Source organism: Pseudomonas sp. RIT-PI-a (genome assembly GCF_001187875.1).
GTDB classification, from domain to species: Bacteria; Pseudomonadota; Gammaproteobacteria; order Pseudomonadales; family Pseudomonadaceae; genus Aquipseudomonas; species Aquipseudomonas coleopterorum.
On record NZ_LGIR01000003.1, the window covers coordinates 189,632 to 202,796 of the forward strand.

Annotated in this window: 12 protein-coding genes; 8 read left to right on the top strand and 4 right to left on the bottom strand. The window is 64.5% G+C overall.

Annotation, left to right across the window (positions count from 1 at the left end):
- Positions 1 to 42: 42 nt before the first annotated feature.
- Entirely contained in the window at positions 43 to 1,839 is a 1,797-nt protein-coding gene (locus AC788_RS01465) for a sigma-54-dependent Fis family transcriptional regulator (protein WP_049858860.1), read from the top strand.
- Between the two features lie 9 nt (positions 1,840 to 1,848).
- Here AC788_RS01465 and AC788_RS01470 read toward each other — a convergent pair whose 3' ends face one another.
- Positions 1,849 to 2,679, bottom strand: a complete 831-nt coding sequence (locus AC788_RS01470; protein WP_049858861.1) for an IclR family transcriptional regulator — start codon at positions 2,677 to 2,679, stop codon at positions 1,849 to 1,851.
- A gap of 232 nt (positions 2,680 to 2,911) precedes the next feature.
- Between AC788_RS01470 and AC788_RS01475 the strand changes: the two genes are divergently transcribed.
- The 7 genes from AC788_RS01475 to AC788_RS01505 are packed head-to-tail and all read left to right on the top strand — an operon-like array spanning position 2,912 to position 9,395.
- A complete protein-coding gene (locus tag AC788_RS01475) occupies positions 2,912 to 3,937 on the top strand; it encodes an ABC transporter ATP-binding protein (RefSeq protein WP_049858862.1) in 1,026 nt (341 codons plus the stop codon).
- Positions 3,934 to 4,779, top strand: coding sequence for an ABC transporter permease (locus tag AC788_RS01480; protein ID WP_049858863.1), 846 nt, complete (start codon positions 3,934 to 3,936; stop codon positions 4,777 to 4,779). The genes AC788_RS01475 and AC788_RS01480 overlap by 4 nt, the downstream gene beginning before the upstream one ends.
- A gap of 3 nt (positions 4,780 to 4,782) precedes the next feature.
- Positions 4,783 to 5,577, top strand: coding sequence for an ABC transporter permease (locus AC788_RS01485; protein ID WP_049858864.1), 795 nt, complete (start codon positions 4,783 to 4,785; stop codon positions 5,575 to 5,577).
- On the top strand, positions 5,577 to 5,867 hold the full coding sequence (locus tag AC788_RS01490) for a (2Fe-2S)-binding protein (protein WP_049858865.1): 291 nt from the start codon (positions 5,577 to 5,579) through the stop codon (positions 5,865 to 5,867). The genes AC788_RS01485 and AC788_RS01490 overlap by 1 nt, the downstream gene beginning before the upstream one ends.
- Entirely contained in the window at positions 5,864 to 7,219 is a 1,356-nt protein-coding gene (locus AC788_RS01495; RefSeq protein WP_049858866.1) for an FAD/NAD(P)-dependent oxidoreductase, read from the top strand. The genes AC788_RS01490 and AC788_RS01495 overlap by 4 nt, the downstream gene beginning before the upstream one ends.
- Positions 7,216 to 8,358: an NAD(P)/FAD-dependent oxidoreductase gene (locus tag AC788_RS01500; RefSeq protein ID WP_049858867.1), complete on the top strand. Its 1,143-nt coding sequence runs from the start codon at positions 7,216 to 7,218 to the stop codon at positions 8,356 to 8,358. The genes AC788_RS01495 and AC788_RS01500 overlap by 4 nt, the downstream gene beginning before the upstream one ends.
- Positions 8,355 to 9,395 carry an ABC transporter substrate-binding protein gene (locus AC788_RS01505; RefSeq protein WP_049858868.1) on the top strand — a complete coding sequence of 347 codons (1,041 nt, stop codon included), beginning with the start codon at positions 8,355 to 8,357 and terminating at the stop codon, positions 9,393 to 9,395. Before AC788_RS01500 ends, AC788_RS01505 begins: the two co-directional genes overlap by 4 nt.
- 116 nt (positions 9,396 to 9,511) lie before the next feature.
- Here AC788_RS01505 and AC788_RS01510 read toward each other — a convergent pair whose 3' ends face one another.
- From AC788_RS01510 to AC788_RS01520, 3 genes are all read right to left on the bottom strand, one after another.
- Positions 9,512 to 9,721 carry a hypothetical protein gene (locus tag AC788_RS01510; RefSeq protein ID WP_049858869.1) on the bottom strand — a complete coding sequence of 70 codons (210 nt, stop codon included), beginning with the start codon at positions 9,719 to 9,721 and terminating at the stop codon, positions 9,512 to 9,514.
- Positions 9,722 to 10,020: 299 nt separating this feature from the next.
- Positions 10,021 to 11,403, bottom strand: a complete 1,383-nt coding sequence (cysS, locus tag AC788_RS01515; protein WP_049858870.1) for a cysteine--tRNA ligase — start codon at positions 11,401 to 11,403, stop codon at positions 10,021 to 10,023.
- A 29-nt stretch (positions 11,404 to 11,432) separates the two neighbouring features.
- Positions 11,433 to 13,130: a glutamine--tRNA ligase/YqeY domain fusion protein gene (locus AC788_RS01520; RefSeq protein WP_049858871.1), complete on the bottom strand. Its 1,698-nt coding sequence runs from the start codon at positions 13,128 to 13,130 to the stop codon at positions 11,433 to 11,435.
- Between the last annotated feature and the right edge of the window lie 35 nt (positions 13,131 to 13,165).

The following is a 13,165-nucleotide window of genomic DNA, read 5'->3' on the forward strand; positions in this document are numbered from 1 at the left end:
ATGAACAAAAACAACAAGGCCGCGCGCCGGGATACCTGAATCATGTCCGTATCCAACCCAACCCTCGCCCACGATCAACTCATTCAACGCTCCTGGGCGCGCTGTCGCGAGGCGGGGCTGGAGCATCATCACGTGCCGCGGTTCGAGCCACTCGCGCGCGTTGCGCTGCAACAGATGCTCGACGGTCACCAGGCCTTGCTGCACACCACCCACCGCGAAGTGTTGCCCTATTACGAACACATCCTGGGCAACTCGCGTTGTCTGATCCGCCTGGCCGACCCGCAGGCCCGTCTGCTCAGGTCCTGGGGTGCGCAGCCCGGCGCGGGTGCCGGTCACCTGGGCCACGCACCCGGCGCTTGCTGGCTGGAAACGGCCGCCGGGACCAATCCGATCGGCACGGCGCTGGCCTGTCGCCAGGCCGTGCATGTCGAGCCGGACGAACACTTCCTGCTGGCCAACCGCCTGATGAACGGTTCGGCCTCACCGATCTTCGATGCCCGGCGGCAGCTGGTGGCGGTACTGGACGTCTCCAGTGACAGCCACCTGCCGCCTTCGCACACCCTGGGGCTGGTGAAGATGATGAGCCAGACGGTCGAGAACCGCCTGATCCTGGAGGCGTTCGCCGATCGGCATCACCAACTGATTTTCAACACTGGGGTGAACAACCTCGACAGCCAGTGGGCCGGGCTGCTGGTGTTCGACGACAGCGGTCGCGTGCTGGCCGCCAATCGTCGCGCCGACAGCCTGCTGGGTGCCGAGTTGCCTGGCCTGACCCTGCAACAGCTGTTCCGACTGACGCCCCAGGCTCTGCTCGACCATCCGCCGGAGCGCACCTTTGCCCTGCAGCCGCCAGGACGCAGCCGCCTGCAATGCCTGCTCAAGAAGCCCGCCCTGCGCCCTGCGCCGCCCGCCGCGCGACGTGGTTCCGACCCGCGCCTGGACAAGGCCTTGCAACAAGGGCTGCGCCTGCTGGAGAAGGATGTGCCCTTGCTGCTGCGCGGCGACACTGGCACCGGCAAGGAGGTGCTGGTCAAGGCCTTGCACCGGGCCAGCAGCCGCGCGTCGTGCCCACTGATTGCGGTCAATTGTGCGGCGATTCCCGCCGATCTGGTTGAGTCGGAGCTGTTCGGCTACGAACGTGGCGCCTTCACCGGCGCCAGCCACAAGGGCAGCCCCGGCCTGGTGCGCAAGGCCGACAAGGGCATCCTGTTCCTCGACGAGATCGGTGACATGCCGCTGCCCACCCAGGCGCGACTGTTGCGCGTGCTGCAGGAGCGCTGCATCCAGCCGCTGGGGGGCGGCGATCCGCTACCGGTCGATATCCGCCTGATTTCCGCGACCCATGAAGACCTGCGCCAACGGGTACAGGCCGGGTTATTCCGCGAGGATCTGTACTATCGCCTGGCGGGCATGACCTTGCACCTCCCGACCCTGAACGAACGCAGCGACAAGCGTGAACTGATCGAGCAGGTGTGGGAGACGCACCGCGAAGCACAGCAGACTGCCGGTTTCAGCGACGAGGTGTGGGCGGCCTTCATGGTCCATCCCTGGCCGGGCAACGTGCGCCAGCTGGCGGCGGTGGTCAAGGTGGCGCTGGTGCTGGCCGATCAGGACGTCATTGGCCTTGAGCATCTGCCTGAGGATTTCCTGCTCGAAGCCGGTCTGCAACCGCCGCATGCACCTGCCTCGCCACGGCCACTGCTGACCCTGGCCAAGGTCAGCGACCTGGGTGAGCTGCTGCAGGCCAGCGACGGCAACATCTCCCGGCTGGCCCGGCGCCTCGGTGTCAGCCGCAATACCTTGTACAAGCGCTTGCGCGCGCAGGGCCACGCGCTATGAGCTGTGGATTCAGCTCTTGCCGAAAGTCTGCGACGGTCGGCGCAGGGTCGGGTCGAAGGGGTTCAGGCGCGGGCCGATGGCGGCAGCCTCGCGCTTGAGCAGCTCGACCACCGTGGGCAGTCGGTCGGGGCCGAGCCGATCGCTGATGGTGGCGACGCTGAGGGCTGCGACCGCATGGCCGTCGCGGTCGAGTATCGGCACCGCCAGGCCCGCCATGCCGGGCAACACGCCGGTGTTGCGCGCGGCATAACCGAGCTGGCGCACGCTGGCGACCTCCGAACGCAGCAGCACTTCGTCGTACAGGTGCAGGTCCCTGAGCCGCGGCAGGTTGTAGTGGATCACGGTTTCGCGCTCATCCTCGGGCAGGAACGCGAGGATGGCCAGACTGCCCTGGCCTACCCCCAGTGCGACACGGCCACCGATGTCGCCGGTGAAGGTCCGAATCGGGTAAGGCCCTTCGCTGCGGTCCAGGCAGATCGCGTCGAAACCACTGCGCGCGAGCAGGAACAGCGAGTCACCCAAAGAGGCCGACAACCGCAGCAGGCTGGGCCGTGCCAGCTCGCGCAGGTTGCTGCCGTTGCCGGCGCGCGCGGCCAGGGCGAAGAATTCCAGGCTCAGCCGATAGCGCTTGCTGCGGGCATCCTGCTCGACCATGCCCTCCTCCACCAGCCCGCGCAACAGCCTATGAGTGGTGGGTTGTGACAGACCGATGCGCTCGGCGAGCTGAATCACCCGCTCACCCTCGGCTGGCGCAGCCGACAAGCCACGCAACACGGCGAACAGCCTGGACACACTGCCTACGCCTGGCTCAGCATTCCGTTCAGTGGAATCACTATCCATAACCTGCGTACCTGATTTCATTGAAAGGATTAATTCAAAAATACCTACCCGCTCAGTGAAATAAGCGCTTTCGCCATCCTAGCCTTCGTCCTACTCTTCGTCCACGGGGCGAGACCAACAATAGCCGGCAGCCGACTCAGATCGAGCGCCTCCCCACTGCAGGACCCCTTTCGCCTCTGCCCTCGATCAACGCACCGCACATGCGGCCGACAATGACAGGTAGAACGCAGCCATGGCCTTTCTCGAACTTCAAGCACTGTGCAAACGCTACGGATCCGTACAGGCCGTGGTGGCGACCGACCTGAGCGTCAGCCAGGGCGAATTCGTCTCGCTGCTCGGCCCTTCGGGCTGCGGCAAGACCACCACGCTGCAGATGATTGCCGGTTTCGTCGACGTGACCAGCGGCCGGATCGTGCTCGATGGCCGCGACATCACCCACGCCAAACCCAGCAGCCGCGGCCTGGGCGTGGTGTTCCAGAGCTACGCGCTGTTTCCGCACATGAGCGTGCGCGACAACGTCGCGTTCGGCCTGAAGATGCGCAAGGTGAGCAGCAGCGACATTCGCACCCGTGTCGACCAGGTGCTGGCGCTGGTGCGCCTGACCGCTCATGCCGAGCGCTACCCGCGGGAGCTTTCGGGAGGCCAGCGCCAGCGCGTGGCCCTGGCCCGTGCCCTGGTGATCCAGCCGCCAGTGCTGCTGCTCGACGAGCCGTTGTCCAACCTCGACGCGAGCCTGCGTGAGGAGATGCAATTCGAGATTCGCCGCATCCAGTGCGAAGTCGGCATCACCACCCTGATGGTGACCCATGACCAGGCCGAAGCCCTGTCCATCAGTGACCGGGTGGTGGTGATGCAAGCGGGCCAGGTCACCCAGATCGATGAACCCTACAAACTCTACGAGCACCCGCGCACGCCGTTCATCTCCGGCTTCGTTGGCAAGGCCAACCTGCTGCCCGGCGAATACGACGCGCTGGGCCAGCCACAGGCGCTGGCCCAAACCGGGGACGGCGAACTGATGTTGAGCCTGCGCCCGGAGAAGATCGACATCTGCACCGCCGGTGAAGGCCGTATTCAAGGACGCATCGTCACCCGCTACTTTCTGGGCAGCCAATGGTTGTACCGCCTGGACACTGCTCTGGGCGAGATAACCGTGGTGCGCCGCAACGATGGCAGCGCACCGCTGGCAACCGGCATCACTGTCGGCCTCGACTGGCCGCACGAACTGCTTCGCGTCCTGGATCACGAGGTCTGCGCATGAGCCGCGGATACCTGCTGTCGGCGCCGGCGCTGGCGCTGTTCGTCGCCCTGCTGATCGTGCCGCTGGGCCTGACGCTGGTGCTGTCGTTCAACCTGTTCGACTACGAGGTGGGGGTCAAGAGCGACAGCTATACGCTGGCCAACTACGCCAGCCTGCTCAGCGACAGCTACTTTTATGAAATCTTCTGGCGGACCTTCTGGATCAGTGCGCTGGTGACCTTGCTGTGCGTGGTGATCGGTGTACCGGAGGCTTACATTCTCAGCCGCATGGGTACCCCGTGGCGCTCGATCTTCCTGATCCTGATCCTCACGCCGCTGCTGATTTCAGTGGTGGTGCGCGCCTTCGGCTGGAGCCTGCTGCTGGGTGCCGACGGGCTGATCAACCAGGCCATCGCCGCGCTGGGCGGACGCCCGCTGAAAATGCTCTACACACCGTTCGCGGTGATTCTGGCACTGGTCCACGTCATGCTGCCCTTCATGATCATCCCGGTCTGGACCTCTCTGCAGAAGCTTGATCCGGCCGCCGAGCAGGCTGCGCAGTCGCTGGGTGCAAGCCAGGCGAAGGTGATGCGCAGTGTGGTGCTGCCGCAGATCATGCCCGGGGTGCTGTCGGGCACGCTGATCGTCTTCGGCCTGGCGGCCAGCTCGTTCGCCATCCCCGGCCTGCTGGGTGGTCGGCGCTTGAAGATGGTCGCCACGGTGGTCTACGACCAGTACCTCTCGGAACTCAACTGGCCCATGGGCGCGACCATTGCCGTGGCGCTGTTGCTGGCCAATCTGCTGATCATGCTGTCCTGGAACCGCCTGGTCGAAGGTCGCTACAAGAAAGCCCTGGGGGAATGATCGATGTCCAAGAACGGTCCGTTGGCCCTGTCGTTTCATGCCATGGTGGTGGTGTTCATGCTGGCTCCGCTGGTGGTGGTGTGCCTGGTGGCGTTCACCCCGGAGAACACCCTCACCCTGCCCACTTCCGGCTTTTCCCTGCGCTGGTTTCGCGCGGTGTTCGAGCGCGCCGACTTCATCGACGCCTTCTATAACAGCCTGATCCTGGCTGTGGTGGCCGCGACCCTGGCGACCTTGATCGCCGTACCGGCGGCGCTGGCGATCACCCGTTATCACTTTCCGGGACGCAACTTTCTCAATGCGCTGTTTCTGTCGCCGATCATCATTCCGCACCTGGTGCTGGGTGTGGCCATGCTGCGCCTGTTCGCGCTGATGGGCGTCAATGGCAGTTTCGTCTGGCTGATGCTGGCTCACGTGGTGGTGATCACACCCTATGTGCTGCGCCTGGTGATCGCCGCCGCCATCGGTATCGATCGCAGCGCCGAACAGGCGGCGGAGTCGCTGGGCGCAAGTCGGTTCACCCTGTTTCGCCAGATCACCTTGCCGATGATACTGCCGGGGGTCGCCGGAGGCTGGTTGCTGGCGTTCATCAACAGCTTCGACGAGGTGACTCTGTCGATCTTCGTCACCTCCCCCGCGACCCAGACCTTGCCGGTGCGCATGTACGTATACGCCACGGAATCCATCGACCCGATGATGGCAGCGGTGTCGGCGCTGGTGATCGCCCTGACCGCCGCGACCATGATTCTGCTTGATCGGGTGTATGGGCTGGACCGTGTACTGGTGGGGAAAAACTGATGGCTTTGTTCAAGCGTCTGACCGAACTCGATCGGCCTTCGGTGCCGTTCACCCTCGACGGACAGGCCGTGAGCGGCCTGGCGGGGGATACCCTGCTCACCGCCGTGCTGACCTGCGCGGACCATGTGCGTGGCAGCGACTTCAGTGCCCAGGCCCGTGCCGGCTTCTGCCTGATGGGCGCCTGCCAGGACTGCTGGGTACGGCTGGGTGACGGCCGCAGGGTGCGTGCCTGCGCCACGCCCCTGGAAGCGGGCATGCAGGTCGACCGCGACCTGGGGCGGCGCTCGTGAGCGCGGTGGTGGTCGTGGGCGCCGGACCGGCAGGCATTCGCGCGGCGCAGACCCTGGCCGCCCATGGCCTGCGGCTGTGCTTGGTAGACGAAGCGCTGCAGGGTGGCGGCCAGGTCTACCGGCGTGCGCCGGGTAATTTCCAGCGCTCGGCCAATCAACTTTATGGCTTCGAAGCGCGCAAGGCGGGGGCGGTGCATCAGGCGCTGGACGCGCTGAGCGCGCAGATCGACTACCGTCCCGACACGTTGGTGTGGAACGCCGAGGATGGCCACCTGCACACACTCAGCCAGCAGCGGGTCGGCACCGTCCAGTACGATCGCCTGTTGATTGCCACCGGCGCCACCGACCGCATCCTGCCAGTACCAGGCTGGACGTTGCCCGGCGTGTACAGCCTCGGCGCCGCGCAGATCGCGCTCAAGGCCCAGGGTTGCGCCATCGGCGAACGAGTGGTCTTCGCGGGCAGCGGGCCGTTGCTGTACCTGGTGGCCTATCAGTACGCGAAGGCCGGCGCCCGGGTGCTGGCCGTGCTGGACAGCTCGCCCTTCGGTGCCCAGGTCGCTGCCCTGCCCCGTCTGTTGCTTCAGCCTGCGACCCTGGCCAAGGGCCTGTACTACCGGGCCTGGCTGACTGCCCACGGGATCGCCGTACATCAGGGCGCGACCCTGGTCGAGGTCGTCGGCGAGCAAAAAGTCGAAGCTGTCACCTGGCAACGCGCTGGCAGCCAACACAGTCTGGCCTGCGATGGACTGGCCTTCGCCCATGCGTTGCGCAGCGAAACGCAACTGGCCGACCTGCTCGGCTGCCAGTTCGCTTGGAGCCCGCTCAATCGCGCCTGGTTGCCGAGCCGCGATCGAGCCGGGCGCAGCAGCGTGCCGAGCGTGTACCTGGCCGGCGACGGTGCCGGGATCATGGGCGCCGATGCGGCGGAAATGGCCGGCGAGCGCGCAGCATTGGCCCTGCTCGAAGACATGGGCATCACCATTGACAGCGAACGTGGCCCACAGCTCGAGCGACGGCTGGCGCGCATCCAGGGGTTTCGCGTCGGCCTGGAAGCCGCATTCCCGTTCCCCGAGCAGTGGGCCAGCCAGGCCCCCGACGACTTGATGCTGTGCCGATGCGAGGAAATCAGCGTCGGCGAAGTTCGCCAGGTGGTCGCTCAGGGCCACACCGATATCAACCGGGTCAAGGCCCATTGCCGGGTCGGCATGGGCCGGTGTCAGGGGCGTATGTGCGGCAGCGCAGCGGTGGAAATCATCGCCCAGGCGGCCGCGTGCTCACCGCAGCAAGTCGGTCGCCTTCGCGCCCAGGCGCCGATCAAACCCCTCCCCTTCGGTGTCGAGGTGCAGCCATGAGCCGCGTCGCTGAAATCGATGTGATCATCATCGGCGGCGGGATCGTCGGTGCTTCGGCGGCCCTGATGCTGGCTTTGCGCGGTCAGCGCGTGGTGCTGATGGAGCGTGATTTCTGTGGATCGCGCTCAAGTGGCGTGAACTACGGCGGCGTACGCCGTCAGGGCCGCTCGCTGGTGCAACTGCCCCTGTCCCAGCGTGCCCATGAACTGTGGAGCGACCTGCCCGGCTTGATCGGTATCGATGGCGAGTATGTCCGTTCGGGCCATCTGAAGCTGGCCCGCAGCGACACCGACATGGCCAAGCTGCATGCCTGGGCCGACGCTGCCGCCGATTTCGACCTAGGTGTTGAGTTGCTTGACCATGGTCAGTTGCGCCAGCGGTTTGCCTGGGTCGGCGACGTGGCGGTCGGCGCGTCGCTGTGCAGCGGTGATGGGCATGCCAACCCGCGTCTGGTGTCGCCGGCTTTCGCAGCCGCTGCCCGGCACGCCGGCGCGCGGATCGTGGAACAGGTCCAACCGCTGGCCTTCGACCATGACGGCCAGGTGTTCGTGGTGTCCTGCAGCAATGGCGAACGGCTGCGCGCGCCCTGGCTGCTCAACTGTGCCGGGGCCTGGGCCAATCACATTGCCGAGCAATTCGGCGAGCACGTACCCATGACCAGCGGGCACCCGGCCATGCTGGTGACCGAACCGCTGCCCGTGGTGATGGACGTCAGTACCGGTGTCGAGGGCGGCGGTATCTACGCTCGCCAGGTAGCGCGGGGTAACTGCGTGCTCGGCGGTGGGCAGGGTTTTGCGCTGGACCCGTTGCGGGCACGGCCCGGCCAGCTGGCGACCTTGGATATCCTACGCAACGCCGTCGAGTTGTATCCGTTCCTGCACGGTGCACAGGCAATCCGCACCTGGAGCGGGACCGAAGGTTATCTGCCCGATCGCGAGCCCGTGATCGGACACAGCCAGGTACAACCGGGCCTGATCCACGCCTTCGGCTTTGCCGGGGCCGGTTTCCAGATCGGCCCCGCCGTCGGTGAAGCCCTGTCGCAACTGGTCGTCGAAGGCCGCAGCCGGGCGCCGATCGACGCGTTTTCCATCCAACGCTTTTCTCCCCTTGAACTGCATAAAGGAAGGTCGCTTTCATGAAGCCAGTCAAACGTACGGTTCACGCACTCTCCCTCGCTGCCCTGCTGGCCGCCACCGGCGCTCAGGCCGGGCCCACGCTCTACCTGGGCATGAACGGCGGCACCATGGAACGCTTATACGCCGACAAGGTGCTGCCAGCGTTCGAGCAGGCCAACGATGTGAAGGTGGTCATCGTGCCGGGCACCTCTTCGGACATTCTCGCCAAGGTTCAGGCGAGCAAGGACAATCCGCAGATCCACGTGATGTTTCTCGATGACGGCATCATGTACCGCGCCATTTCCATGGGCCTGTGCGACACCTTGCAGGACAGCGATGGCCTGGCGGCGATACCGGCCAAGGCCCGGATCAAGGATCAAGCGGCCGCAGTCAGCCTGGGCGTGACCGGGCTGGCCTACAACACGCGCCTGTTCAAGAAGAATGGCTGGGCGGCGCCGACTTCTTGGATGGACATGGCCGACAGCCGCTTCAAGGACAAACTGGTGTTCCAGTCGCTGGCGTCATCGACCTTCGGGCTGCACGGCTTCCTGATGTTCAACCGGCTGCAGGGTGGCAGCGAAACCGACGTCGAGCCGGGGTTCAAGGCGTGGCCGAAGACGGTGGGCCCCAATGTGCTGGAGTACATCGCCAGCTCCGCGAAGATTTCCGAGATGGTCCAGACCGACGAAGCGGCGCTGTTCCCGCTGACGCCGACCCAGGTGACGGCCCTGAAGCTGCGCGGTGTTCCGGTCGAATACGCGCAACCCAAGGAAGGCGCGGTGGTGCTCAACGTGGCCGAGTGCGTGATTGCCAAGAACGATCAGCCCGAGCTTGCGCAGAAGCTGGCGGCCTATCTGCTGAGCCCCGAGGCGCAAGCACCGGCGCTGGAAGAAGGCGACCAGATACCGTCCAACCCCAACACACCGACCACCGAAAAGACCCGTGGCCAGGTACAGGCGATGGAGAAGTACCTGGAGACGGCAGTGGCCATCGACTGGGACCAGGTCAACCAGCTCCGCCCCGCCTGGAACGCCCGCTGGAGCCGCTCGATCGAGCGCTAGGTAGGTGGCCGACGTTGCGCGCTACCCGGTGACAGTGGTGCATTGATGGCTACCGTCGTGACACTCGTTCAAATTCCTGAAACAGGAAAGCCCCGCTGATACGGGGCTTTCTGCATTCAAAACTTCAACAGGATCGTCAAAGCTGCGCCTGTCGTAGCGCCAATGGCACCAATGAATCCTGCAAGGACCATCATGGGGTACAGCGTTCGCTCCCTCGCAAACTTTCCGGCTTCGGCGTTGAGCTTGGCGGTCTCGGCCATCAGCTTGCCAATATTGGCATGGATCTGCTCGAGTTCGACGGGTTCGAATTTGGGTGGGGTTTGCATGAAATATCCCTTTCGGGTCGAGGGTCTGGCAGATGCTCGACCCTCCGGTTACCTGTGGCACTAAGGCTGAATACAAAACAGCTGGCAAGCATTTGTTGGATCAATTACACCGTGCCGTCCAAGGTTCGTCAATCCGATTGATACACCTAGAATCAACTCTCTCAGGATCGCCGAAACAGGCAAAAAGACACTTCCCAATAGTGTCCAGGACTCACCGCTGTGGATCGTATCCAGCACATCCACTGACCGCAGATAGCGCTATGGCTCAGTGGCTGGCGACAGGCCAGCCGTGAACCTGGTCAGTCCGCCAACCGCCAGGTCGTGACACCTTTGCTGTCTTCAAGCACCACCCCCATGGCCGTCAACTCGTCGCGGATACGGTCCGATTCGGCCCAGTCCTTGTTGGCGCGGGCCGCCAGGCGTGCGGCGATGAGGGTGTCCACCTGGGCCGCATCGACGCGACCGGCAGCGCCGGCTTGCAGGAATTCGTCGGAGTCCAGCTGCAATACGCCGAGTAATCCACCCAATTCGCGCAGGCGGCCGGCCAAGCCCGCGGCAGCGTCGACGTCGGTGTCGCGCAACCGGTTGATCTCGCGGACCAGATCGAACAACACCGCACAGGCTTCCGGAGTACCGAAATCATCGTTCATGGCATTGGCAAAGCGTTCGACGAATGCCTCGCCACCCGCCGCCGCCACCTTGGGCAAGCCCTTGAGCGCATGGTAGAAACGCTCCAGCGCCCCCTTGGCTTCCTTGAGGCTGTCTTCGGAATAGTTGATCGAGCTGCGGTAGTGGCTCGAGACCAGCAGGTAGCGCACCACCTCGGGCTGATATTTCTCCAGCACGTCGCGGATGGTGAAGAAGTTGTTCAACGACTTGGACATCTTCTCGCCGTTGATCCGGATCATCCCGCAGTGCAGCCAGGCGTTGGCGTAAGGCTTGCCGGTGGCCGCCTCGCTCTGGGCGATCTCGTTCTCGTGGTGCGGGAATTCCAGATCGTTGCCACCGCCGTGGATGTCGAAGGTGTCGCCCAGGCAGCAGGTCGACATCACCGAGCACTCGATGTGCCAGCCCGGACGGCCTGGGCCCCACGGTGACTCCCAGCTTGGCTCGCCAGGCTTGACGCCCTTCCACAGGACGAAATCGAGCGGATCCTGCTTAGCCTCTTCCACCTCGATGCGCGCACCAATGCGCAGGTCTTCGATCTTCTTGCGCGACAGCTTGCCGTAGCCTTGGAACTTGCCGACCCGGTAGTACACGTCGCCGTTGCCCGGTGCGTAGGCGTAGCCCTTGTCGATCAAGGTCTGAATCATCGCCAGCATGCCCGGGATGTGGTCGGTGGCACGCGGCTCCTGATCCGGCTTGAGGATGTTCAGGCGCGCTTCGTCCTCGTGCATCGCATCGATCATGCGCGCGGTCAGGGCAGCGAAGCTTTCGCCGTTGTCCCGCGCACGGTTGATGATCTTGTCGTCGATGTCGGTGATGTTGCGTACGTAGGTCAGCTCATAGCCGCTGTAGCGCAGCCAGCGCGTGACCAGGTCGAAGGCGACCATGCTGCGGCCGTGGCCCAGATGGCAGTAGTCGTACACGGTCATGCCGCACACGTACATGCGCACCTTGTTGCCGTCCAGCGGCGTGAAAACCTCTTTGCTCTTGCTCAGCGTGTTGTAGATGTTCAGCACAACGATTCCTCAACTTGGCCTGGCGAGGCTCAGCCCCACGAGTCACGCAGGGTGACGGTACGGTTGAACACCGGACGACCGGGTTGCGTGTCGGCCAGGTCGGCGCAGAAATAACCTTCGCGTTCGAACTGGAAACGATCTTCCGGCGCGGCGTTGGCCAGCGACGGCTCGGCGCGACAGCCACGCAGCACCTGCAGGGAGTCGGGGTTGATGTTGTCGAGGAACGTGGCGCCGTCTTCGGCCTTCTCCGGGTTGGCCGAACGGAACAGGCGATCGTACAGGCGCACTTCGCACTCGACGCTGGCGGCGGCCGGCACCCAGTGGATCACGCCTTTGACCTTGCGCCCTTCCGGGTTCTTGCCCAGGGTGTCCGGGTCGTACGAGCAGCGCAGTTCGACGATGTTGCCGTCGGCGTCCTTGATCGCTTCGTCGGCACGGATCACGTAGCTGCCGCGCAGGCGCACTTCACCGTTGGGTTCCAGGCGCTTGTAGCCCTTGGGCGGCGCTTCCATGAAGTCGTCGCGATCGATGTACAGCTCGCGCTCGAAGGGCAAGGCGCGCACGCCCATGTCTTCCTTCGGATGGCGCGGCAGTTCGAGGTGCTCGACCTGGCCTTCCGGGTAGTTGGTGATCACCACCTTGAGCGGACGCAGCACGCACATGGCGCGCGGTGCCGTGCGGTCGAGGTCGTCACGGATGCTGAATTCGAGCATCGACATATCGACCACGCCGTCGGAACGGTTGGTGCCGATCATGTCGCAGAAGTTGCGGATCGACGCCGGGGTGTAGCCACGACGGCGGAAGCCGGAAAGCGTCGACATGCGCGGATCGTCCCAGCCGTGCACGTGCTGCTCGTCGACCAGTTGCTTGAGCTTGCGCTTGGAGGTGATGGTGTAGTTGAGGTTCAGGCGGCTGAACTCGTACTGGCGCGGGTGCGCCGGCACCGACAGGTGGTCCAGGAACCACTCGTACAGCGGCCGATGGCCTTCGAACTCCAAGGTGCAGATCGAGTGCGTGATGCCTTCGATGGCATCGGACTGACCGTGGGTGAAGTCGTAGTTGGGATAAATGCACCACGCATCGCCGGTCTGGTGGTGATGGGCGTGGCGGATGCGATAGAGGATCGGGTCGCGCAGGTTCATGTTCGGCGAGGCCATGTCGATCCGGGCGCGCAGCACCCGCTCGCCGTCCTTGAATTCGCCGGCCTTCATGCGTGCGAACAGGTCCAGGTTTTCCTCGACGCTGCGCTCGCGGAACGGGCTGTTGCGGCCCGGCTCGGTGAGGTTGCCGCGGTATTCACGGGCCTGCTCCGGGGTCAGATCGCAGACGTACGCATCGCCCTGCTTGATCAGCTCGACGGCCCAATCGTGCAACTGGTCGAAGTATTGCGACGCATAACGCTCTTCACCGGCCCACTCGAAGCCCAGCCACTTGATGTCGCGCTTGATGGCGTCGATGTATTCCTGATCTTCCTTGGCCGGGTTGGTGTCGTCGAAACGCAGGTTGCAGACACCGCCGAATTCCTGGGCCAGGCCGAAGTTGACGCAGATCGACTTGGCATGGCCGATGTGCAGATAGCCGTTGGGCTCGGGCGGGAAACGAGTGACGATCTGGCTGTGCTTGCCGGCGTCCAGGTCGGCCTGGATGATCGGGCGCAGGAAGTTGGTAGGCACGGCAGGGCCATTGCCTTTGGAGGTGGGAGCGTTGTCGGCGGTGGGCTTGCTCATTGGAATCCTTGAACGAACGATGCGGCGGCAGCCAG

Bases quoted from the DNA above. Each gene is read 5' to 3' on its own strand.
- AC788_RS01510 (WP_049858869.1), bottom strand. From the start codon at position 9,721: ATGCAAACCCCACCCAAATTCGAACCCGTCGAACTCGAGCAGATCCAT.
- AC788_RS01520 (WP_049858871.1), bottom strand. From the start codon at position 13,130: ATGAGCAAGCCCACCGCCGACAACGCTCCCACCTCCAAAGGCAATGGC.
- AC788_RS01465 (WP_049858860.1), top strand. From the start codon at position 43: ATGTCCGTATCCAACCCAACCCTCGCCCACGATCAACTCATTCAACGC.
- AC788_RS01470 (WP_049858861.1), bottom strand. From the start codon at position 2,679: ATGGATAGTGATTCCACTGAACGGAATGCTGAGCCAGGCGTAGGCAGT.
- AC788_RS01485 (WP_049858864.1), top strand. From the start codon at position 4,783: ATGTCCAAGAACGGTCCGTTGGCCCTGTCGTTTCATGCCATGGTGGTG.
- AC788_RS01480 (WP_049858863.1), top strand. From the start codon at position 3,934: ATGAGCCGCGGATACCTGCTGTCGGCGCCGGCGCTGGCGCTGTTCGTC.
- AC788_RS01500 (WP_049858867.1), top strand. From the start codon at position 7,216: ATGAGCCGCGTCGCTGAAATCGATGTGATCATCATCGGCGGCGGGATC.
- AC788_RS01490 (WP_049858865.1), top strand. From the start codon at position 5,577: ATGGCTTTGTTCAAGCGTCTGACCGAACTCGATCGGCCTTCGGTGCCG.
- AC788_RS01475 (WP_049858862.1), top strand. From the start codon at position 2,912: ATGGCCTTTCTCGAACTTCAAGCACTGTGCAAACGCTACGGATCCGTA.
- AC788_RS01505 (WP_049858868.1), top strand. From the start codon at position 8,355: ATGAAGCCAGTCAAACGTACGGTTCACGCACTCTCCCTCGCTGCCCTG.